The sequence below is a fragment of the Nonomuraea sp. CX421 genome, assembly GCF_059358955.1.
Genome location: NZ_JCADBK010000009.1, coordinates 112746 through 139248 on the forward strand (window position 1 = coordinate 112746; position 26503 = coordinate 139248).

The 26503-nt window shown below is 70.5% G+C and carries 25 protein-coding genes; 14 read left to right on the forward strand and 11 right to left on the reverse strand.

Annotated features, from left to right (window positions below):
* The first annotated feature begins 62 nt into the window (after positions 1 to 62).
* From tnpA to AC5L3X_RS18675, 4 genes are all read left to right on the forward strand, one after another.
* On the forward strand, positions 63 to 434 hold the full coding sequence (tnpA, locus tag AC5L3X_RS18660) for an IS200/IS605 family transposase (protein WP_494858352.1): 372 nt from the start codon (positions 63 to 65) through the stop codon (positions 432 to 434).
* Positions 427 to 1653: an RNA-guided endonuclease InsQ/TnpB family protein gene (locus AC5L3X_RS18665; RefSeq protein ID WP_494858354.1), complete on the forward strand. Its 1227-nt coding sequence runs from the start codon at positions 427 to 429 to the stop codon at positions 1651 to 1653. The genes tnpA and AC5L3X_RS18665 overlap by 8 nt, the downstream gene beginning before the upstream one ends.
* Entirely contained in the window at positions 1566 to 1889 is a 324-nt protein-coding gene (locus AC5L3X_RS18670; RefSeq protein ID WP_494858355.1) for a type II toxin-antitoxin system VapB family antitoxin, read from the forward strand. The genes AC5L3X_RS18665 and AC5L3X_RS18670 overlap by 88 nt, the downstream gene beginning before the upstream one ends.
* 64 nt (positions 1890 to 1953) lie before the next feature.
* Complete coding sequence (locus AC5L3X_RS18675) at positions 1954 to 2307, forward strand: PIN domain-containing protein (RefSeq protein WP_494858357.1); 354 nt, start codon at positions 1954 to 1956, stop codon at positions 2305 to 2307.
* Positions 2308 to 2369: 62 nt separating this feature from the next.
* On the opposite strand, the gene AC5L3X_RS18680 is transcribed toward AC5L3X_RS18675, so the two are convergent.
* Positions 2370 to 3089, reverse strand: coding sequence for a PIG-L deacetylase family protein (locus tag AC5L3X_RS18680; protein WP_494858359.1), 720 nt, complete (start codon positions 3087 to 3089; stop codon positions 2370 to 2372).
* Between the two features lie 94 nt (positions 3090 to 3183).
* Between AC5L3X_RS18680 and pcrA the strand changes: the two genes are divergently transcribed.
* Positions 3184 to 5433, forward strand: coding sequence for a DNA helicase PcrA (gene pcrA, locus AC5L3X_RS18685; protein WP_494858361.1), 2250 nt, complete (start codon positions 3184 to 3186; stop codon positions 5431 to 5433).
* Between the two features lie 96 nt (positions 5434 to 5529).
* On the opposite strand, the gene AC5L3X_RS18690 is transcribed toward pcrA, so the two are convergent.
* Positions 5530 to 6534, reverse strand: coding sequence for a L,D-transpeptidase (locus AC5L3X_RS18690; protein ID WP_494858363.1), 1005 nt, complete (start codon positions 6532 to 6534; stop codon positions 5530 to 5532).
* Positions 6535 to 6751: 217 nt separating this feature from the next.
* On the opposite strand from AC5L3X_RS18690, the gene AC5L3X_RS18695 reads away from it, so the two are divergent.
* A complete protein-coding gene (locus tag AC5L3X_RS18695; RefSeq protein ID WP_494858364.1) occupies positions 6752 to 6916 on the forward strand; it encodes a hypothetical protein in 165 nt (54 codons plus the stop codon).
* Between the two features lie 169 nt (positions 6917 to 7085).
* On the opposite strand, the gene AC5L3X_RS18700 is transcribed toward AC5L3X_RS18695, so the two are convergent.
* From AC5L3X_RS18700 to AC5L3X_RS18710, 3 genes are all read right to left on the reverse strand, one after another.
* Positions 7086 to 7607, reverse strand: a complete 522-nt coding sequence (locus tag AC5L3X_RS18700) for a pyridoxamine 5'-phosphate oxidase family protein (protein ID WP_494858365.1) — start codon at positions 7605 to 7607, stop codon at positions 7086 to 7088.
* Positions 7608 to 7619: 12 nt separating this feature from the next.
* On the reverse strand, positions 7620 to 8732 hold the full coding sequence (locus AC5L3X_RS18705) for a sigma-70 family RNA polymerase sigma factor (protein WP_494858367.1): 1113 nt from the start codon (positions 8730 to 8732) through the stop codon (positions 7620 to 7622).
* A 206-nt stretch (positions 8733 to 8938) separates the two neighbouring features.
* Entirely contained in the window at positions 8939 to 9511 is a 573-nt protein-coding gene (locus AC5L3X_RS18710) for a dihydrofolate reductase family protein (RefSeq protein WP_494858369.1), read from the reverse strand.
* Between the two features lie 108 nt (positions 9512 to 9619).
* On the opposite strand from AC5L3X_RS18710, the gene AC5L3X_RS18715 reads away from it, so the two are divergent.
* Entirely contained in the window at positions 9620 to 10315 is a 696-nt protein-coding gene (locus AC5L3X_RS18715) for a TetR/AcrR family transcriptional regulator (protein WP_494858371.1), read from the forward strand.
* Positions 10316 to 10367: 52 nt separating this feature from the next.
* Here AC5L3X_RS18715 and AC5L3X_RS18720 read toward each other — a convergent pair whose 3' ends face one another.
* Positions 10368 to 11231, reverse strand: a complete 864-nt coding sequence (locus AC5L3X_RS18720) for a hypothetical protein (protein ID WP_494858373.1) — start codon at positions 11229 to 11231, stop codon at positions 10368 to 10370.
* A 171-nt stretch (positions 11232 to 11402) separates the two neighbouring features.
* Entirely contained in the window at positions 11403 to 12305 is a 903-nt protein-coding gene (locus AC5L3X_RS18725; protein ID WP_494858375.1) for a hypothetical protein, read from the reverse strand.
* Positions 12306 to 12497: 192 nt separating this feature from the next.
* On the opposite strand from AC5L3X_RS18725, the gene sucC reads away from it, so the two are divergent.
* The 3 genes from sucC to AC5L3X_RS18740 all read left to right on the forward strand — a co-directional run bounded on the left by sucC (position 12498) and on the right by AC5L3X_RS18740 (position 16339).
* Positions 12498 to 13679 carry an ADP-forming succinate--CoA ligase subunit beta gene (gene sucC, locus AC5L3X_RS18730; protein ID WP_494858376.1) on the forward strand — a complete coding sequence of 394 codons (1182 nt, stop codon included), beginning with the start codon at positions 12498 to 12500 and terminating at the stop codon, positions 13677 to 13679.
* A gap of 3 nt (positions 13680 to 13682) precedes the next feature.
* On the forward strand, positions 13683 to 14558 hold the full coding sequence (sucD, locus tag AC5L3X_RS18735) for a succinate--CoA ligase subunit alpha (RefSeq protein ID WP_494858377.1): 876 nt from the start codon (positions 13683 to 13685) through the stop codon (positions 14556 to 14558).
* A 146-nt stretch (positions 14559 to 14704) separates the two neighbouring features.
* Entirely contained in the window at positions 14705 to 16339 is a 1635-nt protein-coding gene (locus AC5L3X_RS18740; RefSeq protein WP_494858378.1) for a cell division protein PerM, read from the forward strand.
* 28 nt (positions 16340 to 16367) lie between these two features.
* Here the strand turns inward: AC5L3X_RS18740 and AC5L3X_RS18745 are convergent, their stop codons facing one another.
* Positions 16368 to 16787, reverse strand: a complete 420-nt coding sequence (locus tag AC5L3X_RS18745) for a hypothetical protein (protein ID WP_225263630.1) — start codon at positions 16785 to 16787, stop codon at positions 16368 to 16370.
* Between the two features lie 75 nt (positions 16788 to 16862).
* Between AC5L3X_RS18745 and purN the strand changes: the two genes are divergently transcribed.
* From purN to AC5L3X_RS18760, 3 genes are all read left to right on the forward strand, one after another.
* Complete coding sequence (purN, locus tag AC5L3X_RS18750; protein ID WP_494858380.1) at positions 16863 to 17492, forward strand: phosphoribosylglycinamide formyltransferase; 630 nt, start codon at positions 16863 to 16865, stop codon at positions 17490 to 17492.
* Positions 17489 to 19030, forward strand: a complete 1542-nt coding sequence (gene purH, locus AC5L3X_RS18755) for a bifunctional phosphoribosylaminoimidazolecarboxamide formyltransferase/IMP cyclohydrolase (RefSeq protein WP_494858381.1) — start codon at positions 17489 to 17491, stop codon at positions 19028 to 19030. Before purN ends, purH begins: the two co-directional genes overlap by 4 nt.
* A 129-nt stretch (positions 19031 to 19159) precedes the next feature.
* On the forward strand, positions 19160 to 19342 hold the full coding sequence (locus tag AC5L3X_RS18760; RefSeq protein ID WP_189126414.1) for a hypothetical protein: 183 nt from the start codon (positions 19160 to 19162) through the stop codon (positions 19340 to 19342).
* Here the strand turns inward: AC5L3X_RS18760 and AC5L3X_RS18765 are convergent.
* Genes AC5L3X_RS18765 through AC5L3X_RS18775 form a run of 3 tightly spaced genes read right to left on the reverse strand, consistent with a single transcriptional unit; the run spans position 19321 to position 25498 of the window.
* Positions 19321 to 20235, reverse strand: coding sequence for an ROK family protein (locus tag AC5L3X_RS18765; RefSeq protein WP_494858383.1), 915 nt, complete (start codon positions 20233 to 20235; stop codon positions 19321 to 19323). The genes AC5L3X_RS18760 and AC5L3X_RS18765 overlap by 22 nt on opposite strands.
* Positions 20235 to 21173, reverse strand: a complete 939-nt coding sequence (locus AC5L3X_RS18770; RefSeq protein WP_494858385.1) for a peptidylprolyl isomerase — start codon at positions 21171 to 21173, stop codon at positions 20235 to 20237. The genes AC5L3X_RS18765 and AC5L3X_RS18770 overlap by 1 nt, the downstream gene beginning before the upstream one ends.
* The gene (locus AC5L3X_RS18775) at positions 21170 to 25498 is read right to left on the reverse strand and encodes a glycoside hydrolase family 38 N-terminal domain-containing protein (protein WP_494858386.1); all 4329 of its coding nucleotides are present in this window, start codon (positions 25496 to 25498) and stop codon (positions 21170 to 21172) included. Before AC5L3X_RS18775 ends, AC5L3X_RS18770 begins: the two co-directional genes overlap by 4 nt.
* Positions 25499 to 25629: 131 nt before the next feature.
* On the opposite strand from AC5L3X_RS18775, the gene AC5L3X_RS18780 reads away from it, so the two are divergent.
* Positions 25630 to 26475 (forward strand): bifunctional methylenetetrahydrofolate dehydrogenase/methenyltetrahydrofolate cyclohydrolase, encoded by an 846-nt coding sequence (locus AC5L3X_RS18780; RefSeq protein ID WP_189126248.1) that lies wholly within the window; start codon positions 25630 to 25632, stop codon positions 26473 to 26475.
* The last annotated feature ends 28 nt before the right edge of the window (positions 26476 to 26503 follow it).

Genomic DNA, 26503 nt, shown 5'->3' on the forward strand with positions numbered 1-26503 from the left:
TCACGCCTTTCCGTGATCGACCGGACGCGGTGAGTGCGTATATCAAGATCGCTATCAGTGATATGCGCCCGGAGGTACGGAGGTGGTGTCCCATCGAATCGAAGGCAGGGGACCGCTCTCTTCGGGGAGCGGGGGAATGCCGAGCGGGAAGGCACGGGTGGGAGATCATCGCCCTGGAGGTCATGCCGGACCACGTGCACCTGTTCGTCAAACCCCGGCCGAAGGACTCCCCGTCGTACGTGGCGAACCAGTTCAAGGGGTTCACCTCACATCACCTGCGCGCGGAGCTCGCGCATCTGCGGTCGCAGTTGCCAACGCTGTGGTCGCGGTCGTACTTCGTCGCGTCCGTGGGCGCGGTCAGCGCGGCGACGGTCCAGCAGTACATCGAGACCCAGTACGAGCGCGTTCCCATGAGCGGGGGCCGGGGTGCGTAGGTCGTTCAAGTTCCTGTTGCGCCCGACCCGGCATCAGCAGATCGCGTTGACGGCGATGCTGGGCGATCATCGGGCGTTGTACAACGCCGCGTTGGAGGAGCGCAGGGAAGCCTGGCGGCGCTCCGGCGTAAGTATCCGGTACGGGGACCAGTCCGCGCAGCTCAAAGAGATCCGCAATTGCGACCCCGGGGGGCAGGGCCGCTGGTCGTTCACCAGCCAGCAGCAGACCCTGCGCCGGTTGGACAAGGCGTTCCAGGCGTTCTTCCGCCGGGTCAAGAACGGCCAGACACCTGGCTACCCGCGGTTCAAAGGACGCGGCTGGTTCGACACCGTCACACTGGTCGAAGGTGACGGCGCGCGGTGGGACTCCCAGCCGCACCACCCGAGCGCGACCTACGTCCGCGTTCAGGGGGCCGGGCACGTGCGGGTGCACCAGCACCGGCCGATCGCCGGGCGGGTCAAACAGGTCGAGATCAAACGCGAGGGGTCGCGCTGGTATGTGATCTGCTCGTGTGACGACGTCCCCGCCGCTGCGCTGCCCGCGACCGGCCGCGAGGTCGGCGTGGACGTCGGGGTGGCGCACTTCGCCACGCTCAGCGAGCCGATCGACGCCGTCACCGACGCGGGTGGGCACATCCCCAACCCCCGGTATCGGCGCACGGCCGAAGAACGGCTGATCCGTGCGCAGCAGGCGTACACGCGGACCCGACGCGGATCGGCAGGCCGCCGCAAGGCGGCACGGCGGATCGGGTCCGTACACCGGAAGATCGCCCGCCAGCGGACCGATCACGCGCACAAGACCGCCCTCGCGCTGGTTCGCAGCGCCGACGTCATCGTGATCGAGGACCTGAAGGTCGCGAACATGGTCAAGGCCCCCGCGCCGAAACCGGACCCCAGCCACGCGGGCGCGTTCCTGCCGAACGGGGCGAGCGCGAAGGCCGGGCTGAACAAGAGCATTCTGGACGCGGGTTGGGGGTTGTTCCTCGCGATCCTCACACACAAGGCTGAAAGCGCCGGTCGAGACGTGATCGCGGTGAACCCCCGCAACACCTCCCGCACCTGCCCCGTACCTGAGTGCGGGCACGTGTCGGCGGAGAACCGCAAAACCCAAGCCGACTTCGTCTGTGTCGCATGCGGACACACTGCCAACGCGGACGTGGCCGGGGCGAGCAACATCAAGAGGGCCGGGCTGGTCCTCCGCGACGCCCGCGCGGCGTAGCGAGAAGCCGCCCCGTTTCACGGGGTGGAGGAGTCACGCGTACGGTCATCGACATCGACACGGAGCTCTTGGAAGCCGCCCAGGCGGAGCTTGGGACGAAGAACATGAAGGAGACGGTCCGCGCCGCCTTGGCGGAGGTGGCCGGCAGGGCGAAGAGACGGGAGGCGTTCGAGTACTGGACCACTCGGGACAACACCCAGCTCCTGGATCCGGAGATCCTCAAGCACGCGTGGTGACCGCGGGTGTGGTCTACCTGATCGACAGGAGCGCTCTGGCGCGCATGCCCAACCCCGTCGTCGGGTGGGTGCTGGAGCCGCTGCTGCTGGACAGGATGCCGTCTGCACGGTCACGCAGCTCGAGGTCCTCGTCAGCGCCCGTGACCTCGCCGGTTACGAGCGCGACGCCTGGCATCTCCGCGAGGATTTCCGCCACCTCGCCATCGATGCCGACGTGCAGGCGCGGGCGCTCGATGTGCAGGACCTGCTCGTCCGCAAGTCACGGCACGGGTGTGTGGGTCCCCGCGACCTGCTGATCGCGGCCTGTGCCGAGGTGCACGGGGCGACGCTTCTGCACTACGACCGTGACTTCGACCTCATCTCCAAGGTCACCGGGCAGGCGTCGCTCTGGGTGGTGCCACCCGGCTCCGTGCCGTAGGCGATAGGCGCGCGGCGGGAGGTGCCCCGCCGCGCGCCGGCTCGTGCTCCTGGACGCGAGGATCAGGCGGTCGGTACGACCTGGAAGCCCTCCGCGTAGCGGCCCTCGCCGAGACCGCCCTGTTCGGCCCAGGCGGCGGAGCGGGTCCTGACGAAGTCGGCGAAGCCCTCGATGTGCGACACCTGGCTGACGTGCGACCGCAGCGCCGCGATCTTGCGGTCGATGGACGTGGTGATGTCCACCCAGTGGTTGGGCGTCGAACCGCCCATGAGCCAGACCTCGCGCGCCTTCCACGCCTCCAGACCCTCGTCGCGGAGCAGTTCGGGGAAGGCGTAGGGGTTGCGGGCGTCCGGGTAGACCGCGTCGAGCGCGGAGCCGCCGACCGCTCGGTGGTCGGGATGGCTGGGGCCGATGAACTGGTAGTTGCGGTCGGGGTGGTGGGTGATCACCAGGTCGGGCCGAACCTGGCGGATGACCCGGGAGATGTCGCGGCGCAGCTCCAGTGAGGGCACCACGGTGCCGTCGGGGTAGCCGAGGAAGCGCAGGTCCGTGACCCCCACGACCTTGGCGGCGGCCGTCTGCTCGGTCCTGCGCAGCTGGGCCATGCCTGAGTTGTCCAGAGTGCGCTCGTTGCCGCCCGCGTCGCCGTCCGTGACCAGGAGGTAGGTCACCTCGACCCCTCTGTCGCCGAACAGCGCGATCGTCCCCGCCGCCCCGAAATCGACGTCATCGGGATGCGCGGCGACGACCAGTACGCGGTGGATCTCGCCTTCGGCCAGCATGCTCTCCCCTTCCAAGCTCCTGCCGGAGTCAACCCGGTTCCCGGGGTGGGCATTCCGGGCGCCGATTGTCGGTGGGGCGACTTAACCTAGGTGGGTGCCCACCCATGTCTCTGTAGACCACCCCTTGCTCGACGGCCTCAACCCACAGCAGCGCGAGGCCGTGATCCACCACGGCAGTCCGCTGCTGATCGTGGCGGGGGCAGGCTCGGGAAAGACGCGGGTGCTCACCCACCGCATCGCCTACCTGCTGGCCGAGCGCGAGGTGCACCCGGGCGAGATCCTCGCGATCACCTTCACCAACAAGGCCGCCCGGGAGATGAAGGAGCGCATCGACAAGCTGGTCGGCCCGCGCTCCAAGGTCATGTGGGTGATGACCTTCCACAGCGCCTGCATGCGCATCCTGCGCCGCGAGGCCAAGCGGCTCGGCTTCCCCTCCAGTTTCTCCATCTACGACCAGGCCGACTCGCAGCGGCTCATGGCGATGGTCTGCCGGGAGATGGACCTCGATCCCAAGCGCTATCCGCCGAGGTCGTTCTCCGCCCAGGTCAGCAACTTCAAGAACGAGCTGATCGACTACGAGACCGCGATGGACAGGGCGGGGTCCCATCTGGAGCGCACCCTGGCCGAGGCGTACAAGAGCTACCAGCTCAAGCTCACCGAGGCCGGCGCGATGGACTTCGACGACATCATCATGAACACGGTGACGTTGTTCCAGCTGTTCCCCGAGGTGGCCGAGCACTACCGGATGCGGTTCCGGCACGTCATGGTCGACGAGTACCAAGACACCAACCACGCCCAGTACATCCTGATCAGGGAGCTGGTGGGCCGTCCCGAGCTGCGCACCTCCGACGGCGAGCTGGTCCGGTCGGGCGCCGACCAGTCCGAGCTGTGCGTGGTCGGCGACGCCGACCAGTCGATCTACGCCTTCCGGGGCGCGACGATCCGCAACATCCTGGAGTTCGAGCGCGACTACCCCGACGCGCGCACGATCCTGCTGGAGCAGAATTACCGCTCCACCCAGAACATCCTGGCCGCCGCCAACGCGGTCATCTCCCGCAACGAGTCGCGCAAGCCGAAGAACCTCTGGTCCGACCAGGGCGACGGCCCCAAGATCGTCGGATACGTCGCCGACAACGAGCACGACGAGGCCATGTTCGTCGCGCAGGAGGTCGACCGGCTGAGCGACGAGGAGGGCGTCAAGGCGGGCGACGTGGCCGTCTTCTACCGCACCAACGCGGCCTCCCGGGTGTTCGAGGAGATCTTCATCCGCACTGGCCTGCCCTACAAGGTGGTCGGGGGCGTGCGCTTCTACGAGCGCAAGGAGGTCAAGGACCTGCTGGCCTACCTGCGGATGCTGGCCAACCCCCTCGACGTGGTGTCGCTCCGGCGCATCCTCAACGTGCCCAAGCGCGGCATCGGCGACCGGGCCGAGGCGATGGTCGAGGCGTTCGCGAGCCGCGAGCGCATCCCGTTCTGGGAGGCCCTGCGCAGGGCCGACGAGGCGCCGGGCATGGCGACCCGTTCGCTCAACGCGATCAGGGAGTTCGTCGCGCTGGTCGAGGAGCTGATCGCCAAGGGCTCGGGCATGCCCCCGTCGGCGCTGGCCGAGGAGGTGCTGGTCGCCACCGGCTACCGCGCCGAGCTGGAGGCGTCCGAGGACCCGCAGGACGAGTCGCGGCTGGAAAACCTCAACGAGCTCATCTCGGTGGCCTCGGAGTTCGAGGAGGCCAATCCCGAGGGCACGCTGGTCGAGTTCCTGGAGCAGGTGTCGCTGGTGGCCGACGCCGACCAGATCCCCGACGCCGACGGCGGCCAGGGAGTGGTCACGCTGATGACCCTGCACACCGCCAAGGGCCTGGAGTTCCCGGTCGTCTTCCTGACGGCCATGGAGGACGGCGTCTTCCCCCACGTCCGCTCGCTCGGTGAGCCCAAGGAGCTGGAGGAGGAGCGCCGGCTGGCCTACGTCGGCATCACCAGGGCCCAGAAGCGCCTCTACCTGACCAGGGCCGCGGTGCGGAGCTCGTGGGGTTCGCCGTCGTTCAATCCGGCCTCGCGGTTCGTGAGCGAGGTGCCGGGCAAGCTGATCGACTGGCGTACCGACCCGGAGAAGTCCGCGTGGAGCGCGGCCACCCGGCGCGAGCCCGCGCCCAGGGCGGCGGCCAAGAAGGGCTCGCGCGAGATCCCGGCGCTGTCGCCGGGCGACCGGGTCTCCCACGATGCGTTCGGCCTTGGGACCGTGGTGTCCGTCGACGGGATGGCCGAGAAGACCAAGGTCAAGATCGATTTCGGCACCGGCGGCGAGAAGACGTTGCTGCTCGCGTACGCCCCGCTGGAGAAGCTCTGACGCTCTGACGCTCTGACGCTCTGGCCCTCTGACGCTCTGGCCGGAGGCGGTCGGGCTCCCCGGCCGGAGCGTCGGAGCGTCAGCCCGTTCGGTCCGTCAGCGCGCGGTGGTCGCCAGCGCGCTGCCCTTCTTCCACTGGGTCCAGTTCAGCTGCCAGTAGCTCCAGCCGTTGCGCCAGTCGAGCTTGCGCTTGGTGCCGGTGATCTTGACCACGTCACCGCGCTGGGCGATCGTGTAGAACCACTTGGCCCCTTCGGGGGTGGCGCGCACGCAGCCGTGGCTCTGGTTGGAGCGGCCGAGGAAGTGGTAGTAGCCGGCGCTCTGGTGGACGTACTCGCCGCTGGCGGAGATGCGTACGGCCCACGGGATCTCCTCCTTGTAGTAGCGCGGGTCCTTGGGGTCGGTGACGCCCAGCCAGGAGGACGTCATGGTCTCCACGGCCTTCTTGCCCATCGTGAGGTGCACACCGCTGGTCGTCAGATAGACGTCGACCCCGTTGCGCATCATGCCGCCCTTGCCGGCGCTGATCGGGATCTTCTTGGCCAGCTTGCCGTCGCGGTAGACCTTCATCACGTGCCTGCGGGTGTCGACCAGCGAGATGTTGGCGGTGCCGACGGCGAACCTCCGGCTGACGTCCTTGGCGCGCTCGTTGCCCGGGAGCTCGCTCAGGCGGGCCGTGAAGAGCACCTTCTGGTGCGGCTTCCAGTAGGTCTTGGTCCGGTAGATGACCTGGCGCGGGGAGACCCAGCGCCAGGCCCCGTCGACCGGTTTGTCGGCCTCGACCTGCAGCACGGCCTCGACCGCCACCTTGTCCTTGACGGTTCTGAGGTCACGGTCGAACGTGACGATGATCGGGAAGCCGACGCCCACCTTCTCCGTCTTCTCGCCCATCGGGGTGATGTCGGCGATCCCAATTTTGATCTTCTTCTGGCTGGCCTTCTGGGCCGTTCCGGCGGCCTGGGCCTCCGCGGTCCTCGTCGCCGGGGTGCTCACGGCGCGAGCCGGTTCGGCTTGCGGGGCGGGCGCGGGCGTGCCTTCCGCCGTGCAGGCCGCCATCGAGAGCAGGGCGACCATGGCCAGCATGCGGGGGAGGGGTTTCACGGGTTGTACTCCAGAGCTATGTGCTTCGCAAGATGCGTCACATAGGTAGACAAACGAAACACCCGTTACGACGACCGGAATGAGTAACAATCGAATAACAGGTTCGCTTTTGGGCGTATCTCCGCCCCCGGCGGCTGTGAGAGTGCCGATCTCGGGTGGGCGGGATCCTCCGGGAGCGCGGTCGCGTCGGGACGTCTCGATGCCTCGGTGATCCTCGGTGATCCTCGGCGACCCGCTGACCGGGCGGCCTGAATTCGCGGGGCAGGCGGAGGTCCGCGACGGCGACATAAACTGCGGGATACTTGTGGACAAGACGTTCGCCGTACACCGCTATTTCGTGGCGGGCATTCATCGCGCGGCGCTGATCGTGGTCCCCGAATAGGGGGCGCTATTACCCGCGAACGTGGCCGAGAGTTTTAGGATGTGCCGGCACCTGCCGCGCGACGGATGCCGGCGGATGATTTTCAGCTTTTCGGCGTCGATTTACCGCGCGAGTAACCGTTCACACCAAGTCGGCGGGCACTGGAGATCGGCTCAGGTCACGCGCCGAGTCACGATCGGCCCCGGCGCTCGAAATCCTCCACGCCGGCGCCTCCGGGCAGGCGGGTCTGAAAGTCCAGCACTCCGACCCAGGTGGGGCGGACGGCGATGCGGGCCATCCTCATCCCCGGGTGGTCCACGGCCGCCACATTGGCCGCGCCCTGCTCCGCGCCGGCGTACCGGTGCTGGGCCAGGGCGTACTCCGGCACGATTCCCTCGACATCGGTGACCGACGCCCGCCCTCGGATGAGGAGCACCTCAGGCGGCGTCGAGGCGGCGTCGATGGTGATGGCGACGTCGGGCTTGGCCCGCAGAGCGGCGATCTTGCGCGCTCCCGCGAATGTGGACATGACGACGTCGTCGCCCGTCCAGTGGAACAACATCGGGAACACGCGCGGTGTGCCGTCCGCCGCCACGTACGCCAGCCGTGCCAGTTCGGTCGAGTCGAGCAGGCGCCGCGCCACATCGCTGTCCAGCAGCCGGACGTCGCCTTGCGGCAGCGTCATCACAGCTTCGCGATGGTCGATCGTCATCGTGTGCGCTCCTCAGTATGGTCGACCGCGCTCGTTCGTGGTCATCCCCCGTTGAGACGGGTGAGGCCGCTGAAAGGGGTCGCCGTCCGAGGGCAGCACCAGCGGCAGTCCGAACGCGGCCAGCAGGTGCGGCTCGAAGACGGTGATCTCGGTGATCCGCCCGTCCGTGATTTCCAGCACGTTGAGCACTTGGGCCCGGTAGCCGGAGTCTCCGGGCAGCCGGACGTATCCCGCCACCGCCGGCTGCCGGTTCGCCCGGGTGAGCACACTCCGCCAGCGCGCTCGGTGCAGCGGTGACCCGGGCCCGAAGGCATGTGCGGCGAAGGCCTCGACCGCGTCACGACCAGCGATCCGGTACGGAAGCGGAGGCATGGTCATGCGTACGTCGTCGCTCAGCAACTTCGCGAGGGCGGCGGCGTCGGTTCTCTCGTGGGCGTCCATGAAACGCCGCAGCAATGCGTGCTCTCGCGCGGTCGGAGTCGTTGACGGCGCCCAGTCGAGCCGCCGTTCCGGAAGGTGGGTCTTCAGCGTCGATCGCGCCCGTTGCAGAGCGCTCTTGACCGAGTCGACGCTGGCGTCGAGCTGCGCGGCGGTCTCCTTGGCGGACCAGCCGAGGACGTCTCGAATGATCAGCACGGCTCGCTGCCTGGGAGGCAGATGCTGGATGGCGGCGAGGAACGCCAGCTCGATGGTCTCCTTGCCCACCACGGCCGCGTCCGGCTCCGCGCCTTCGGGCGCGACCGGCTCCAGCCATCGGTCAGGGTACGGCTGCAGCCATCGGATCTCGGCGGGCGACGAGCCCGGGTGCGGCCCCTGCTCCTGTCCTGCCTCAGATGGGCGCGGACGGCGGGGATTGCGGTCGAGGAAGTCGAGGCACGCGTTCGTCGCGATCCGATAGAGCCAGGTGCGGAAGCTGGAACGGCCCTGGAAGGTCTGGCGTCCGCGCCACGCCCGCAGGAACGTCTCCTGCGCCAGATCTTCGGACTCCTCGAAGGAGCCGAGCATCCGGTAACAGTGCACCCGCACTTCCCGCCGGTGCCGCTCGACCAGCCCGGTGAACGCGCTCTCGTCGCCCGAAAGAGCTGCGGCGACCAGCGCGCTCTCTTCGGCTACCGCCTCAGCCATGGTCCGTCCCCGATCGCATCCGCCCCACGCTTGCTCCATAAGGGACGGATGCGGAGGGCGGAAAGTGTCACTCCGTTTCGGCGGGCGTCTGCCTGGCGCACCCGGGAGGGCAGGTGCGGCGGAGTTCGCGCTCCGGGCCACTCGTGCCGACTGGAGGATCGTGAGCCGGCCTTCAGGCGGGTCGTGCCTTGTCTCCGGCTTGGAGATCACCGGGTTGGCGTTTGGGGAGCTGTGAGGTCGTAGGTGAGGAGCAGTGCACCAGAGGCGAACCGGCGCGTGTCGGTGAGCCGGAGATCCGCCGTCGGATACGTACCGTCGAACAGTCGCGTCCCGCCGCCGAGCAGGACGGGATTGACCATGAGCCGTAGCTGGTCCAGAACGCCGAGACGGATGGCGGAGGTGGCGGCCTGACCGCCGGCGAAGAGCGCGAGGTCGCGTCCGCCCTGGCGCTTGAGGTCGCCGAGGGCGGCGGCCGGATCGTCGCCGAGCAGGTGGGAGTTGTGCCACTCCGCGTGTTGCGCGGTGCGGGACAGGACGTACTTCGGCAGTTCGTGCATCCGACGTCGCTGCGTGGCGGAGACTTCGTTCCCGGCCGTAGGCCAGTACGCGGCCAGTTGCTCGAAGGCCGTGCGGCCGAAGACCATCCCGTCAATGGACTCCAGCAGGGTGTTGATGTGGCGCTCGAACTCCTCGTCGGCGAATCGCCAGTCGATGTCACCAGCCGGGGTGGTGATGTAGCCGTCGAGCGACACGTTGATGTGCAGGAACAGGCGTCTCACAGGGATCTCCTCGAAGTGGCCGACGACTTTTTGGTCGGATGACCAAAAAGTCATGCCCCGGACAGTACACTTCTTGAACGAGATGTCAAAAAGTTGTACGATGCGGTCATGCCACGAACCGGCCGGCCGCGCTCCTTCGACGAAGACCAGGTCGTTCAGGGAGCGCTGGAGATCTTCTGGCGACGCGGCTTCGCGGCAACGTCGCTGCGCGACCTCAAGCACGAGCTCGGCGTGCTGCCGGGCAGCCTGTACGCCGCTTACGGCGACAAACATGCGCTCTTCCTGCGGGCGCTTGAGCGTTACGCAGACGCCGCCCGGGAGCAGGCGACCGAGATCGCCGCCGAGGGGCCCGTCCTGCCGCGTGTCCGCGAGCTGCTTCTGAGTGTCCTCGAGGCCGCGCAGGCCACACCCGGCCGTGGATGCATGCTCGGCAACACCGCGGCCGAGCTGCTACCGGAGGACCACGTGGCGGGCCGTCTGGTCCGCGGCGGCTTCGCCGCACTGGAAACCGGCCTGGAGTCGGCCCTCGACGCCGCGCAGCGGTCCGGCGAGGTCGGCCCTGACATCGACTGCGCGGCTCACGCGCGCTTGCTGCTCACCCTCATGCAGGGACTCCATGTCGTCGCCCGCGCCGAAGCGGATCCCCGTCGCCTGGCCGACGCCATCGATGCCGCCCTCGCTCCGCTGGCCGTCCAGCACGAGAGTGGACCCCGGCCTGTGGACCCGTCTCCTCCAACGACCACTGGCCTTCGAGACCGCCATCTGGCTGAACGGGATGATCGGCAGACCGTAGGCGATCGTTGATCGCCTACGACCGCTGACCATCCCGACCAGCGCAGAAAACCTGATCGACCGACTAGTGCGCGATGGAGCCCAGCGGGAGGGTCAGGCTGTCCGGGATCTTCTGGCCGTCCTCAAGGTTGGTCGTCACCTCGTCGGTGTTCGGCGCCTTGATCGAGACCTTGCTGCCCCAGCCGGTGAAGCGGGTGTCGACGCTGAGGATCAGGCCCTTGGGCGCGTCGGACGCCAGGGCGGTCCCCGGGAAGGTGGAGACCAGCCGCGTGGGCAGCCCCCTGGCGTCCAGGGTGATCCGCCAGGAGATGACGCTCTTCAGCGTCTTGGCCTTCGGCTTGTTGAGCCACTGCGCGGCGCGGAAGGACGTGGAGACCTCGCGCAGGTCACGCACGGTGATCTTGCCGGCGTAGCCGCCCGCCGCGGGCTTGGCCCCCTTGAGTAGGGTCTTGAGCGTGGCGAGCTCGGTGATGTTCAGCGGCTGGCCGTAGACGTCGGTCACGCCGCCGATCGTGGTGCCGGGCACCTTGAGCCACGTCGAGCCGTCGGGCACCAGGGTGCTCCACAGCCCGCCGGACAGGTAGGTCGACTTGCCCACCTTGATCGCGCGCTCGGGCGTGGTGAGTGCCTTGACGAAGTCCGAGTCGGCCTCGTCGCCGAAGTCGCTCGCCTTGAAGGCGAACTTGCCGGTGATGTCGGAGGACTTCACACCCGACTTGCCGAACTCGTACGTCCCCGTCCGGCGGGCGACGATGTCGCGGACGCCGCCACTGGAAATGGTGGCGCGGTCGACGAACTTCACTCCGTGGCCGGCCACGAACTGCTTCTTGACGGCGGCGACCGGATTCTTCGGAGCCGCCTGGGCGGGCGCGGCCGTGACGAGTGCCGCGGCCGACGCCAGGGCCAGGCCGGTGATGATTCGCTTCATATGGATCCCCTTCGATTCACAATTAGGCGCCGGGGAATTCTGTCAACTCAAGATCACGGCGATATCTCAAAGCGTGGAATATCGCGAAGGAATCGTGTGGATTTTTTGTGCAGAAGGGCCCGACGGTCACCGTCGGGCCCTGTGTCATGACGATAAGCGACCGGAATTGGATTACTCGGTGTTTCCGTCGTCGCCGGGCGGCACGCTGACGTAGTCGCGGTCGATCGGCGACGGAGGCGCGAACGATCTGTCGTTCACTTCCTTGATGTCGGCCACCTGGTCCGCCGGGGGAGCGGTGATGTTCACCGGAGTGCCCCAGTCGCTGTAGCGGGTCTCGGTCTCTCCCCTCATCGAGATCTTCTTGGTGACGGGCATCGTCCACGAGACCGCCACCCGCTTGACCAGCTTCCGCGCGTCGAGCGTGATCCGCCACGACACGACGGTCCTGGCCGCCGCGCCCTCGGGGGCCCGGCCGCCCTGCTCGCGGAACGAAGGGGAGATCTTGTACAGCTGCGCGAACGTCGTCGAGCCGCGGTACTGGTCGCCCCGCCGGCCGCCGGCCGTGGCCAGCAGGTGCCTGAGCGTCGCCGGCTCGAACACGTTGATCAGTTGGTCGCCGTACGCGGCGGAGTAGGGGTGGCCCGGCATGCCGATCCAGGACTTGCCGTCGGGCAGCAGGTCCGAGAGCAGCCCTCCGTTGAGGTAGAGCCGCTTGCCCTTGCTGATCAGGTAGAGCCGTTCGGTCAGGAGGTCGAGCGAGTCGGCCACGTCCTCGTTCTTCGCGGCGGACTCCTTCAACTCCTTGCGGAGCTTGGCGGTGAGCACCGGGGTGCGGGTGTTCTCCACGGCCGCCACGCCCTTGGCGCCGAACCCGATCACGCCCTGCCGGACGGACCCGATGTACTCGTCGCGCCCGATCCAGGTGCGGGTCTTCTCGGTGAGCCGCACACCCTGCCCGGCGACGAACTGCTTGCTCAGCGCTCCGGCCGGATCCGTCGGCTTGACCTGCGCGTACGCGGGGGCGCCCACGGTCAGGGCGGAAACGGCCAGCGCTCCGGCGATCCATCGCCTCATGAGGTGCCGCCTTTCTCCAGATGTAGCCCGCTATGGTGGCGAAGTAAGATCACCGTCACATCACGGGATAACCGAGACCCGATGACCTGGGCAGGTCAAGCTTGGGGCTAGGCTTCACTGGCGGAATCGCCCGGCACGCACGGGGTGCCCCGGGCCGTCGAACATCAGTCGGACAAGCAAGGACGGACCCTCGTGGACCTGTTCGAACATCAGGCGAAGGAGCTCTTCGCTGACTACGGCATCCCGGTGCCACGCGGCATCGTCGCCCACACTGTGGACGAAGCACGGGCGGCGGCCGAGCAACTGACCGGCCGCGTCGTCGTCAAGGCCCAGGTCAAGACCGGCGGCCGAGGCAAGGCCGGCGGCGTCAAAGTGGCCGACGACGCCCAGGACGCGGTCGAGAAGGCCAAGGCCATCCTCGGCATGGACATCAAGGGCCACACGGTCCACAAGGTGCTCGTGGAGGAGGCCAGCGCGATCGCGGAGGAGTATTACTTCTCCTTCCTGCTCGACCGCGCGAACCGTACCTTCCTCGCGATCTGTTCCGCCGCCGGCGGCATGGACATCGAGGAGGTCGCGCACAGCGCCCCCGAGAAGGTCGCCAAGGTGCCGGTCTCGGCGCTGACCGGCATCGACCGCGAGCGGGCGCGCGAGATCGCGGTGGCCGGCGGGCTGCCCGAGCAGGCGCTCGACGGCGCCGCCGAGCTGATCGAGAAGCTCTGGTGCTGCTTCGTCGACGAGGACGCCACGCTGGTCGAGGTCAACCCGATGATCCTGTCGGCCGACGGCCAGGTGAAGGCCCTCGACGGCAAGGTCACGCTCGACGACAACGCGGTCTTCCGCCAGCCCGACCACGAGTCCTACGCCGACAAGTCGGCCGAGGACCCTCTGGAGGCCGCGGCCAAGGCCAAGGACCTCAACTACGTCAAGCTCGACGGCGACGTGGGCATCATCGGCAACGGCGCGGGCCTGGTCATGTCCACGCTCGACGTGGTCGCCTACGCGGGCGAGGCCTTCCCCGGCAAGCCCGCGCCGGCCAACTTCCTCGACATCGGCGGCGGAGCGTCGGCCGAGGTCATGGCAGCCGGCCTGGAGATCATCCTGTCCGACCCGTCGGTCAAGTCGATCTTCGTGAACGTCTTCGGCGGCATCACCTCCTGCGACGCCGTGGCCAACGGCATCGTGGCGGCCTTCAAGCTCCTCGAGAGCCGCGGCGAGGCCGTGACCCACCCGCTGGTGGTGCGCCTCGACGGCAACAACGCCCAGCTCGGGCGACAGATCCTGGCCGACGCCGCACTCCCGCGGGTCGAGCTGGTAGACACGATGGACGACGCCGCCAAGCGGGTCGCCGAGCTCGCTTCGGTAGGTGCGTGACACATGGCTATCTGGCTGACCGAGAACAGCAAGATCATCGTTCAGGGCATGACCGGCGGCGAGGGCACCAAGCACACCCGCCGCATGCTCGCCTCCGGCGCCCGCGTCGTCGGCGGGGTCAACGCCCGCAAGGCGGGCACCACGCACGAGGGCCTGCCGGTGTTCGGCACGGTCAAGGAGGCCATGGAGCAGACCGGCGCCGACGTGTCGGTCGCCTTCGTGCCCCCGGCCTTCACCAAGGACGCCGTCAAGGAGGCCATCGACGCGGAGATCCCGCTCTGCGTGGTCATCACCGAGGGCGTCCCGGTCCACGACTCCACCGAGTTCTGGGCCTACGCGGTGGCCAAGGGCAACAAGACCCGCATCATCGGCCCCAACTGCCCCGGCATCGCCTCTCCCGGCGCGTCCAACGCGGGCATCATCCCGGCCGACATCACCACCGCGGGCCGCATCGGCCTCGTCTCCAAGTCGGGCACGCTGACCTACCAGCTCATGTACGAGCTGCGCGACTACGGCTTCTCGACCGCCGTGGGCATCGGCGGCGACCCGGTGATCGGCACCACCCACATCGACGCCCTGCAGGCGTTCCAGGACGACCCCGGCACCGACGCGATCGTGATGATCGGTGAGATCGGCGGCGACGCCGAGGAGCGGGCCGCCGCCTACATCGAGCAGCACGTCACCAAGCCGGTGGTCGCCTACGTGGCGGGCTTCACCGCGCCCGAGGGCAAGACGATGGGCCACGCCGGCGCCATCGTCTCGGGCTCGGCCGGCACGGCCCAGGCCAAGAAGGAGGCCCTGGAGAAGGTCGGCGTACGCGTCGGCAAGACCCCCTCCGAGACCGCCCGTCTGATGCGCGAGATCATGCAGGCCCGCTGACCTGCCTTCCCGAAGGCCCCGCACCGCTCAGGTCGCGGGGCCTTCGGCACTTTCCTGGACGCCACAGCGTCAGACGGACACAAACCCGGTCCGGTGCGGCGCGTCAACCAAGCGATGGTCGGAAAAGATTGAGAAAATCGCCTACTGTGACGGCGATTCTGGACCAGCTGCGGACGACCCCCCGTTCCGTCCTCGGCAGGCTCCCCGGGGTCTCGCCCGACGACGACGAGTCGCGGCGGCCGCTGCCCGTCTCCGGGATGCTCGCCGCGGCCTGCACGCTGGGCGTCGGGCTGGCCATCCTCACCACGCTCACGCTGGTGGGCTGGATCGCCGCGCCCAGCGGGGCGCTGGGCGCGGGGCTGCCCGGGGTGTTCCGCACCGCCGCGCAGCTGTGGCTGGCCGCGCACCACGCCGGATTCGCGATCCCCGGCGGCCGGATCGGGCTGCTGCCGCTCGGCCTGATGCTGCTGCCCGCGCTGCTGCTCTACCGCGCCGCGCGATGGATGGCGCGTGACGCCGACCTGCGTCTGCGGCTGCCCGCGCGGCTGCCCAAGAACAGCCCGCGCGAGCAGGCCAGTGCCCGCCGCCGGGCGCAGTTCGTGCTGGTGATCCAGGCGGGGGTCTCGCTGGCCGCCCCCTACGCGCTGCTGGCCGGTCTGATCGCGCTCGTCGCCCGCAACGAGATCACCCAGCCGTTCATCGGCGAGGCGCTGTTCAGCCACTTCGCGCTGGCCTTCCTGGCGGGCGTGCTGGCCACCGCGCGCACGATCGGGCCGTGGCGGGCGATGCTGCGGCTGCTGCCCGAGCGGGTGCGCGCGCTGACCGTCGGCACCGCCGTCGCCACCGCGGTGATGCTCGCCGCCGGGCTCGTCCTGGTGCTGGTCGCCGTGGCGCTCAACTTCGGGCAGGTGCGCGAGCTGTCCGGCGTGCTGTCGCCCGGGCTCGTCGGCGGGCTGCTGCTCCTGCTGCTCCAGCTGCTCTACCTGCTCAACGTCGTCATCTGGGCGTTCTCCTACATCGCCGGGCCCGGGTTCGCGATCGGCACGGGCACGCTGGTCGCGCCCACGGGGGTGCATCTGGGCGCCGTGCCGACCCTGCCGTTGCTGGGCGCGCTTCCCGACAGCGGCACCGTGCCCGGCTGGATGATGGCGGTCGTCGCGGTGCCGTTCGCGGCCGGGATGGTGGCCGGCATCGTGGTCGCCCGGATCTCGCCGTCGCCGTCGTACGAGGCGGCGCCGTTGTGGGGCTTCCTCACCGGAGTCTCCAGCGGGCTCGTGGCGGGCGGGCTCGCCGCGCTGTCCGGCGGCCCCATCGGCGGCGGCCGGATGTCGGCCGTCGGCCCATCGCCGTGGGAGGTGGCCCTGTCCATCACGCTGGAGGTGGGCGTCGCGGCGGGCATCTCGGCCGGTGTGACCAACCTGCTGCTGCTCAACCGGCGGGCCCGGGCCCCGCTCGACAAGGCCGCGGTGCCCGTGCGCAAGGCTGGAGCCGCGATCGCCAGGGTGGCGAGCAAGGTGGGGCTGGCCGAGGCCGACGCCCGCCCGCTGCCGGGCCACTGGATGGACGCCACCGAGGCCGACACCCAGCCCATCCCGGTCATCCGCGACGACTGGCAGGACGAGCACGCCTCCGCCGAGGCCGAGACGCTCTCACAGGCGCGCCCGCGTCCCGCGGCGGCCCGGCCGGTCGCCGGCCAGCCGCGCAAGGACATCGTGGACGAGTCAGACGACCGCGGCGGTCACGTCATCTACCTCGACCCCTACGCCTGGGACCGCGACTGACAGGGTGCATGGCAGGGGGCCTGGCAGGTCAGGGCTGCACGGAGCCCAGGACGTCGAGCACGTCGGGCGGCAGCTTCTTCTGGGCCGCGTCCCTGAACTGGGTGAAGCAGTCGCCCTGCGAGGAGACCGTGCCCGCGCTCTTCATGCACTCCTGGTAGGCCGAGTATTCGTCCATCAGGTAGAGCTGCGTCGCGGTGGCCAGCGCGGAGAGTGTGAGAGCGATCGAGGACACCACGATGCTGCCGACGGCGACGCCCGCCGGCTTGCCCGCGCCCTTCAGCAGCGGGACGGCCCGCGCGCCCGCGATGATCGCGAACAACGCCATCACCAGACCGGCGAGCGGCAACATGAACGTCATCGCCAGCGCGGCGATGGACAACCAGATCGCGCGGCGGCTCGCTGCATCCGCGGGCTGCTGACCCGCCGGTGCCTGCACCGGTGTCGACACCTGACCTCCTCTGCGTGACCGGGCGAGAAGCCGATACGCTTGCAGCCCCACCCCGGTTTTCCCTTGGAGTGTCGCGTGTCAAAGGCTGGGCGGCTCGTCGTCCTCGTCTCCGGCTCTGGAACCAACCTACAGGCCCTGCTGGACGCTTCCGCCGACCCGTCCTATGGTGCCCGCGTGGTCGCCGTGGGCGCCGACCGGGAGGGGATCGAAGGTCTCGCCAGGGCCGCGCGAGCGGGTGTGCCGACTTTCGTCGAGAAACTGGGCGATCATCCGACGCGTGCCGACTGGGATCGGGCCATCGCGGCCAGGATCGCGTCGTACGAGCCCGATCTGGTGGTGTCGGCGGGGTTCATGAAGATCCTCGGCGCGCCGACGCTCGACGCCTTCCCCGTGCTCAACACCCACCCGGCGTTGCTGCCGTCCTTTCCCGGGGCCCATGGCGTGCGTGACGCGCTCGCCCACGGGGTCAAGGTGACGGGGTGCACGGTGATGCTGGCCGACGCCGGCGTCGACAGCGGGCCGATCGTCGCCCAGGAGGTCGTGAGGGTGCTGGCCGACGACGACGAGGCGGTTCTGCACGAGCGCATCAAGACCGTCGAGCGGCGTCTGCTCGTCGAGATCGTCGGCCGGATGGCCCGCGAGGGCTGGACGGTCAGCGGACGCACCGTCCGCATCGGCAACCAACCAGGAGGGGGATCCACGTGACTCGCATCGCCATCAGGCGCGCGTTGATCGCGGTGTACGACAAGTCAGGTCTCGAAGAGCTGGCCAGGGCGCTCGACGAGGCCGACGTGGAGATCGTGTCGACGGGCGGCACCGCCGCCGCGATCGCGTCCTACGGTGTCCCGGTGACCAAGGTCGAGCAGCTGACCGGGTTCCCCGAGTGCCTCGACGGCCGGGTCAAGACGCTGCACCCGCGCGTGCACGCGGGCCTGCTGGCCGACCTGTCCAAGCCGAGTCACGTGACCCAGCTCGAGGAGCTGGAGATCGACCCGTTCCAGCTGGTGGTGGTCAACCTCTACCCGTTCCAGGAGACGGTGGCCTCGGGGGCGTCCGACGCGGAGTGCGTCGAGCAGATCGACATCGGCGGGCCCGCGATGATCCGCGGCGCGGCCAAGAACCACAACGCCTGCGCGGTCGTCGTCGATCCCGGCCACTATGGCGACGTGCTGGCCGCGCTGCGCGACGGCGGGTTCACCCTGGCCGAGCGCAAGCGGCTGGCGGGCCTCGCCTACGCCCAGACCGCCGCCTACGACGTGGCGGTCGCGTCCTGGTTCGGCGGCGTCTACGCGTCCGAGGGCGACTGGCCGGGGTTCATGGGGGCCACCTGGCAGCTTTCGTCCACGCTGCGCTACGGCGAGAACCCGCACCAGGGCGCCGCGCTCTACAGCGCCGGCACGGGCGGGCTGGCCAATGCCGAGCAGTTGCACGGCAAGGAGATGTCCTACAACAACTACCTCGACGCCGACGCGGCCTGGCGCGCGGCGTGGGACCTCACCGGGCCCTGCGTGGCGATCATCAAGCACCAGAACCCCTGCGGCATCGCGGTGGGCGCCGACGTGGCCGAGGCGCACCGCAAGGCCCACGCCTGCGACCCGGTGTCGGCCTACGGCGGCGTGATCGCGGTCAACGGCGCGGTGACGGCGGAGCTGGCCGGGCAGATCGCCGAGGTGTTCACCGAGGTCGTGGTGGCTCCGTCGTACGAACCTGAGGCGCTGGACGTGCTGACCCGCAAGAAGAACCTCCGGCTCCTCGTCTGCCCGCAGGGCCCCGCGAACCCGGCGGAGTTCCGCCGGATCGACGGCGGGCTGCTGGTGCAGCAGACCGACCGGGTCGACGCGCCGGGCGACGCGCCCGAGCGGTGGGAGCTCAAGGCGGGCCCGGCGGCCTCGCCCGAGACGCTGGCCGACCTGGCCTTCGCCTGGCGGGCCTGCCGCTCGGTCAAGTCCAACGCCATCCTGCTGGCGGCGGACGGGGCGACCGTGGGCGTCGGGATGGGGCAGGTCAACCGGGTCGACTCGTGCCGGCTGGCGGTCACCCGCGCCGGTGAGCGCGCCGAGGGCTCGGTGGCGGCGTCCGACGCGTTCTTCCCGTTCGCCGACGGCCCGCAGGTGCTGATCGAGGCCGGGGTCAAGGCCATCGTGGAGCCGGGAGGGTCCGTACGTGACCAGGAGGTCATCGACGCGGCGGAGAAAGCGGGCATCACGCTCTACTTCACCGGGACACGCCACTTCTTCCACTGACGCCCCCTCGTTCCGCTGAGCGCTTCTTTCCGGCGAAGGCGGGTTCTTCCACCAAGTCGGGAGCGAACAGACGGCGGGTGAGGTTAACCTGTGGGCCTCGCCGTCTGTTTCTTCCCCCGGAGTCCCCTTATGGCGCTGTTTGACGCGATTCTGTACGCCTTCGTGAGCCTGAACGAGCTGTCCGCCAGCCCTTTCGTGCTGCTGGCTCTCGCCTTCGTCGGCGCCTACCTAGGCGGCCGGGTCGTCGAGGTCATCCCGTTCACGCGCAGGATCATCGAGCGGCGCGAGGCTCAGCCGGCCGAGCGCGAGTAGTCCCAGGCCAGCTTGGCGGCGCCCGCCAGCGCCGCCCGGACACCCAGCGTCGACCGCCGCACCCGCACCGCCCTGACGAACGCGAGCCCCGCCACCTCGTCCAGCGCCCGTGCCAGCGGCTCGAACAGCACCGGCCCGGCCGCCGAGACCCCGCCGCCGATGACGACGCTGGTCACCTCCGTGGCCGCCGCGGTCGAGGCGATCATCCCGGCGAGGGCCCTGGCTCCCCGCTCGAACGCCGCCACCGCGACGGGCTCTCCCGCCGAGGCGTCGCGGGCCAGCGCCCGCGCGTCGGCGGGTGATCCGTCCGGCACCTTCCAGCCGTTGCTCAGCGCCCACCGCGCCAGGTTGGGGCCGCTGGAGTAGCGCTCGACGCAGCCGCGCCCGCCGCACTCGCATTCTTCGCCGTACGGGTCCACGGTCATGTGGCCGACATGTCCGGCATTGCCGGTGAGTCCCAGCAGCGGCACGCCGTCGATCACCAGCCCGCCACCGATGCCGGTGGACACCACCACCCCGAGCAGCGACGAGCTGCCGCGACCGGCGCCCAGCCAGTGCTCACCCAACGCGAAGCACTGCGCGTCGCCCGCCAGCACGGTCGGCAGCCCGGTCAGCCGCCGCACCTCCTCGCGCACCGGGAATCCGCGCCAGCTCGGCATGTTCACCGGGCTGACGGTCCCCTCCGCCAGGTCCAGCGGCCCGGCGCAGCCGATGCCGGCCGCCACCAGGGCCGGCTCCCCGCCGGTCACCTCGCCGATGAGGGTCGCGAGCGCGGACATGACGTCCGTACGCGGCGTCGGCCGGGTGGCGGAACGCGAGGCGGACCCCGCCTCGTCCACCAGCGCGGCGGCGAGCTTGGTCCCTCCGATGTCGACGGCGAGGACGCGGGACATCAGTGCTTGTGGTGGTTGTCGGGCTGGCGGGGGTCGCCAGGATGTTCGAGACCGGGCACGAGTCTGATCCTTTCGGCACGTTTCTGGTCGAGCCAGCGGGCGAACGCGCGTCGCCGCGCCGCCCCCTCCGGCGAGCCCCCGGCCCGCTCCCAGGGCGGGACGGGGGCGGGGATCGTTCTGCGGTCGCCGGACCGTTCCGGGGAGGGAACGGGCTCCGGCCGGGCCGTCGCGACGTGCCAGCCCAGGGGGTCCTCCACCGGCCCGGCACGTGTCCCCTCGGGGGCGGCGCGGAGGGCGTCGGCGATGGCGGTCGGCAGGGAGCCCAGGGTCACGACGCCCAGGGGTTCCAGGTCGCGGTCGGTGGCGGCCTCCGCCTGAGCGCGGTCGCCGAACAGCCCGTGCCACACGGCGAACCGCTCGGCCGCCTCCTCCAGCGGGGCCGTCGCCCGCGCCTCGTGGCTCGGTCGCGGCTCGCGGGCCGGTGCCTCCGCTGGTCGCGGTGGCCGGATGGCGTGCGGATCGGCGATCGGCCGGCCGGGAGGTGCGTCCGGTGGACGGCGGTGCCACTCGGGAGGTACGCCCACAGCCGCCGTGACGTCCTCGAAGACCGCGCGCACCCAAGGGCTGACGTTGAAGGCGGAGGCGTTGATGGAGCCCAGCTCCACGGCCGCCACCCGGTCGAGCGGGCCGCCCCCGACCGGCGCGAGGCCCCGGGCCGACGCCTCGTCCTCGCAGAGCGCCTCGGTCAGGATCACCTGGGCCAGCCACCTGGCCAACTGCCGGTCCTCGGAGCTTCCGGGCACCGGCAGCGCCCCGGCCAGCGGGCCGTCGCGCAACTCGGCGATCCGGCGATCCAGTAGCTCTCTCGGGATCGCCCGGTCACCGACCCAGCCGACCACCGGACCGAGCCCGGCCGGGGGCGCTCCCTGGCGGGTCATCGGGTCACCTCCAGGCGGATGGCCGGGGTGTACTGGCAGCGGCCGAACCACATGACCTTGGCCATGGCCCAGGCGTGGCCGGCGGGCGCGTCCTCGGGCACCTCGACGGGGAAGCCGACGGTCACCGACTCGCCCGGCGGCAGGCTGAAGCCTCTGATGACCTCGGGCAGCAGGTCCCAGGTGCCCCAGGGGGCCGCGAGCTGCGCCTCGCCCCTGATCTCGCCGGAGGTGCCGTTCGTGAGGCGTACCTCGATCGAGGAACACTCACCAGGGCGGAGGGAGAGCGACTCCTCGACCGGCGAGACCGAGAGGCCCGTGACGGCACCCTCGGTGGCCATGGTGCCGTGAATCGCCTGGCCGGGAGCGGGGAGCGGGCCGGGAACGGGCAGCGAGGGGGCGTCGCCGAGCGCGACGGTGACCACGTCCTCGACCTGCTGGCCACCCGCGGACGTACGGACCGAGACGAAGTACAGGCCCTGGCCGGGCCCAGGTGTGTTCGTAGTGCCCGGTTCGGCGGGTGCGCCGGGTGTGACGGTCACGGGGAAGCGCAGGTGGCCGCCCGGTTCGAGGCGGAACACCCGCCGGGCCGGCGTGGCGGCCCAGCCGTCGGGCACGAGGACGTCCACCACGCCCTCGTGCGCCGCGTCGACCAGGTGTGACGAGACCACCACCGACACCTCGAACGCCTCCGACGGCGTGACCAGGCCGGGAGTGACCGCGATCGACACCGGCAGGTAACCGAGCGGAGCGGGCCCCTTGTTGTGCAGCCAGTAGCGGCTGTAGACCGGCTGCGCGACCTCGGCGGTCGCCCCCAGCTCCGGCGGCGCCTGCCCGGCGCCGGTTTCGAGCGCGCGCCGCGCCGTCACTTCGGTGGTTACGGGCCGCGCCGTCATCTCGGTGGCCCCCAGGGCGCGTCGCGCCGCCTCCGCCGTGCCTCCCCGTTCGTACGGCTGCGGGGAGTGGACGAGGAAGGTGGCGACCTCGGCTCCGGAGAGGACGAGGTCGCGCACCGGCTCACCGGGCCGTTCGAGCAGGTCGGAGCGGGTCAGCCGGTCGAGTTGGAGGATCGGCGAGTGGAGCACGGCCGTCGAGCCGAGGCCGGTCGACTCGACCAGGCGGATCGTGACGCCCGAGGCGTCGTGCCGGGCCAGGCCGTGGGCGTGCGGGTTGCCGGTGGCCTTGAGGGTGCCGAGCAGCACGTCACGGGCGGGCTCCACGCTGAGGAGCGAGTGCACGGGAGGCGACTCGCCGCCGGGTCCGTCGACGACACGGGGGAGCAGCGGGGTGATGAAATTCTGGCCGGCCGCGGGCAGCGCGCGGGCCCGCCAGTCGCCCTCGCCGCCGGTCAGCGCGTACGAGAACTCGTGCGTCCAGTGCTGCAACTGGAAGGCCGAACCGTCCGGAGCCGTGCGGCGGGGCGGGTCGAGCCAGATCCCCGACGGCCAGCCCGTGCAGGAGCGCATCAGCGACAGGTGCAGCGCCCCGGACGGGTCGACCGCGAAGCCCGGCAGCCCGTACGTGAGCAGCGCGACGGTCCTGTCTTCGAGCCGTTCGCCGCCCAGCGGGCAGACGGCCTCGATCGTCGCGTCGGCCAGGTCCTGCACCAGCCACGACACCAGCGACGGCAGCGGTCCGGCGACGATCAGCGCGGGCAGGGCGCGTACGTCGCGCAGGTCGGCGCTCGGCTGCCAGACCTCGGCCAGCGGCCGTTCGGCGGGCACCCAGACGGCCCGCGCGCCCGCCTTGAGCGCGTCGCGGTAGGCGGGGTCGCTGCGGTCGAGCAGCTCGGCCGCCAGCGGGTTGTCGTCGGGCCCGCCCAGGATGAGGCGGACGTCCGGCAGGTTGGAGTCGACGTCCAGCCAGCCGTAGCGGGGGCCGGTCGCGGACGAGGTGGTGGCCGTCACGCCCGCGCGGGCCAGCGCCACCACGAGGTCGCGGGCCAGGGGAGCGTCCTCCTGGCGAGGCACGACGACCTCGGCGACGCCGAGCGCCCGCGCGCCCGCCTCGCCGAGGTCGACCCTGGCGGTGGCCGACAGGCCGAACCAGGTGTTCGCCGGGTTGTCCAGCGTCCACGGATGCCGGGCGGAGTCGACGTCGGGCAGCGCGAAGCCGCGCCCGACCACGGCGCCCGCGACGTCGGAGACCGGCAGCGCGCCTTCCACCTGGGCCGGGAAACGGACCCTGAGCAGGCGGTCGGCGCCGGTGTGGTCGAGCACGCGGGTGCCGAAGTCGATGCGGTCGGAGCCGGTCAGCAGGGTGATCACCTGCTCGTAGGCGAGATCGCCGACCCGGCCGGTGACGGTCAGCTGCTGACCGAGGGGACTCACCTCGGCCCGCACGACCGCCGCCTCAGACTCGTCAAAACCCGAGCCCGAGTCGGAGTCGGAGCTGGAACCTGAGCCGGTGATGACGCCGGTCGGCATGAGGTGCCAGGGGCCTTCTCCCATGTCGGGATGTTGCGGATATTCGTCGTACAGGCGCAGCTCGTTGCCCAGCCCGGTGAGCAGCTCACGCTCGCTCGACCGGTCGAGGATCGAGGTCAGGCCGCCGCCGCGTGCCGGATCGGCGGTGACGCGCCAGCGTTCGTTCTCGATGGTCGTGCCGTCCATCGGCTGCCAGGCGCCCGGGGCGCCCTCGGTGAGCGGGTAGGTGCGCCAGCCCATCGAGGGGACGTCGCGGGCCAGGAAGGTCAGCGTGCCGTCTTCGTACACGGCGGGGGCGTCGCCGGGGCGCAGACCGGGCGCGACCCGCACGCGTACGAGGCCGTCGCGGGCGAACGGCAGGGTGTTGGTCACCACGACGCTCGGCCCGTCCACGGCGATCCGGCCGGTCAGGGCGGCCAGCGCGCGGTCGCGGGCGTCGGCGGCGAGGTCGTGCGCCTCGCGCCAGCCGGTGAGCAGGTCGATGTAGACCTGGTCGGACTCGGAGCCGGTGATCGCGTCGTGGTGCGCGCCGTAGGCGAGCTGCCGCCACACCTTGTCCAGCGCGGTATGCGGGTAGCGCCCGAGCCCGAGCAGGGCGGCGAACGCCGACAGCCGCTCGGCGTCGAGAGCCGCCACCTCGGCGGCCCGCTGGGCCTGCTTGGTGTCGATGTAGGAGACGTCCTTGCCGGTGTAGACCGGGTTCATGTCCCGCGTCTGCGGGCTGAACGCCGATGTCTCCTCACGTACGGCCCGCAGGAAGTCCTGGGGCGTGCTGCACACGAACCGCGGCCAGACGTAACGCTCGGCCCAGGAGCGGTGGATGTCGGTCACCCACTTGTTGGGCGGCGTGTAGTCGGTGCCGACCGGCAGCAGGATGTGCCGGGTCGCGGCGACGGGCTTGAGCGACCGGTAGAGCCGGTAGGTGGCCTCGGCCGCCTCCTCCAGCGTCGGCGAGGAGTCCATCCACCAGCCGGCCGAGTAGTGCGCCGGCATGTAGTGGGTCAGCACGCCCAGCCCCGACGGCGAGATCCACTCGAACTCGCTGGGAAACTGCATCACGGCGGCGTCGTCCTTGGCCGGGCCGAAGTTCTTGGAGATCGGCCCCCACTGGTGGAACGGCCCGCGCGCCCACGCGCTGCCGGACAGGCCGGCCGCCGCGAGGTAGCCAGGGAACTGCGGGTCGTGTCCGAACACGTCGAGCTGCCACGCCGTGCGGGGATCGCCGCCGAGGATGTCGCGCTGGTAGCCGATGCCGTAGACGAGGTTGCGGATCGTCGTCTCGGCCCCGGTCAGGTTGGTGTTGGGCTCGTTGTAGGTGCCGCCGACCAACTCCACGCGCCCCTCGCGCAGCAGTGCCCGCAGGTCGGCCCGCCGCTCGGGGTGCACGTCGAAGAACGGCTTCAGGTAGTCGACCTCGGCCAGCACGAACCGGTAGTCGGGGTCGCGCAGGGCCAGCTCGATGTGCGCCTCGACCAGCGCGAACGCGTTGCGCTCCCAGAGCGGCCGGGTCGTCGAGTCACCGGCCAGCAGCTCCCAGGGGCTGGTGTAGGCGGCCTGGGTGTTCCACCAGACCGGGTCGTAGTGGAAGTGCGACACCATGTGCATCGTCCACCCGGGCCGCTCGGCCGTGACCTCGGCCTCCAGCGCCTCGTCACCGAGCGTGACCCGGCACGGGACCGTCGTGCCCGGCGGCGCGGACACTCTCAGCGGCACCTCCAGGGTGAGCGCGCCCACCCCCGGGGGCACGCTCACCGCCGTCGCGCACGAGACGCCCCGTCCCCGGACGTCCAGCGGCGTCTCGCGTCCGCCCTGCCTGACGGTGACCTTCAGCACCTGGTGCGGCTCGGCCTCCGACCCGACGAACAGGTCCGTCGACTCCGCTGAGAGTAGGCGTGCGGGCAAGGGAACTCCTCGGAGTACGCGGTGCTGGCGAGCGTCACCCTATGCGCTTCCAAGATCTATGACAACGATGTCAGTACGCCGGACGGGGCCCCGGCGGCACCCCCGCCGCCGGCGTGGAAGGATGACGTGACATGAGCGCAGTGAAACTCGACGGCAAGGCCACCGCCGCAAAGATCAAGGCAGACCTGGCGACCAGGGTGGCCGCGCTCCGAGCCCGAGGCATCACGCCCGGCCTCGGCACGGTTCTGGTCGGCGACGACCCCGGCAGCCAGATCTACGTGGCCGGCAAGCACCGCGACTGCGCCGAGGTGGGCATCGCCTCCATCCGCGTCGACCTTCCCGCCACCGCCACGCAGGCCGAGGTCGAGGCGGCCATCGACGAGCTCAACGCCTCACCCGAGTGCACCGGCTACATCGTCCAGCTGCCCCTGCCCAAGCATCTCGACACGATGGCCCTGCTGGAGCGGATGGACCCGGCCAAGGACGCCGACGGGCTGCACCCGGTCAACCTCGGGCGGCTGGTGCACATGGTCGACGCGCCGCTGCCCTGCACGCCCCACGGCATCGTGCTGCTCCTGCAGGAGTACGGCGTGCCGGTCAAGGGCGCCGAGGTGGCCGTGGTCGGCCGCGGCATCACGGTGGGCCGCTCGCTGGGGCTGCTGCTGACCCGGCGCAGCGAGAACGCCACGGTCACCCTGTGCCACACCGGCACCCAGGACCTGGCCGGCCATGTGCGCCGGGCCGACATCGTGGTGGCCGCGGCCGGCGTGCCCGGCCTCATCACCCGCGACATGGTCAAGCCCGGCGCGGCGGTGCTCGACGTGGGTGTCTCGCGGGTCGACGGCAAGATCGCCGGTGACGTGGCCTCTGACGTGGCCGAGGTGGCGGGCTTCCTGACGCCCAACCCCGGCGGCGTCGGCCCGATGACCCGCGCCCTGCTGCTCTCCAACGTGGTCGAGGCCGCCGAGCGGCTGTAGCCCCAGCGGCCCGGCCGAGCCGCCGCGA

Excerpts from the sequence above, each read along its gene's own strand:
- tnpA (WP_494858352.1), top strand. The coding sequence starts at position 63 with ATGCGCCCGGAGGTACGGAGGTGGTGTCCCATCGAATCGAAGGCAGGG.
- AC5L3X_RS18670 (WP_494858355.1), top strand. The coding sequence starts at position 1,566 with ATGCGGACACACTGCCAACGCGGACGTGGCCGGGGCGAGCAACATCAA.
- AC5L3X_RS18680 (WP_494858359.1), bottom strand. The coding sequence starts at position 3,089 with ATGCTGGCCGAAGGCGAGATCCACCGCGTACTGGTCGTCGCCGCGCAT.
- AC5L3X_RS18700 (WP_494858365.1), bottom strand. The coding sequence starts at position 7,607 with ATGACGATCGACCATCGCGAAGCTGTGATGACGCTGCCGCAAGGCGAC.
- AC5L3X_RS18705 (WP_494858367.1), bottom strand. The coding sequence starts at position 8,732 with ATGGCTGAGGCGGTAGCCGAAGAGAGCGCGCTGGTCGCCGCAGCTCTT.
- AC5L3X_RS18715 (WP_494858371.1), top strand. The coding sequence starts at position 9,620 with ATGCCACGAACCGGCCGGCCGCGCTCCTTCGACGAAGACCAGGTCGTT.
- AC5L3X_RS18720 (WP_494858373.1), bottom strand. The coding sequence starts at position 11,231 with ATGAAGCGAATCATCACCGGCCTGGCCCTGGCGTCGGCCGCGGCACTC.
- AC5L3X_RS18725 (WP_494858375.1), bottom strand. The coding sequence starts at position 12,305 with ATGAGGCGATGGATCGCCGGAGCGCTGGCCGTTTCCGCCCTGACCGTG.
- sucD (WP_494858377.1), top strand. The coding sequence starts at position 13,683 with ATGGCTATCTGGCTGACCGAGAACAGCAAGATCATCGTTCAGGGCATG.
- AC5L3X_RS18760 (WP_189126414.1), top strand. The coding sequence starts at position 19,160 with ATGGCGCTGTTTGACGCGATTCTGTACGCCTTCGTGAGCCTGAACGAG.
- AC5L3X_RS18765 (WP_494858383.1), bottom strand. The coding sequence starts at position 20,235 with ATGTCCCGCGTCCTCGCCGTCGACATCGGAGGGACCAAGCTCGCCGCC.
- AC5L3X_RS18770 (WP_494858385.1), bottom strand. The coding sequence starts at position 21,173 with ATGACCCGCCAGGGAGCGCCCCCGGCCGGGCTCGGTCCGGTGGTCGGC.
- AC5L3X_RS18780 (WP_189126248.1), top strand. The coding sequence starts at position 25,630 with ATGAGCGCAGTGAAACTCGACGGCAAGGCCACCGCCGCAAAGATCAAG.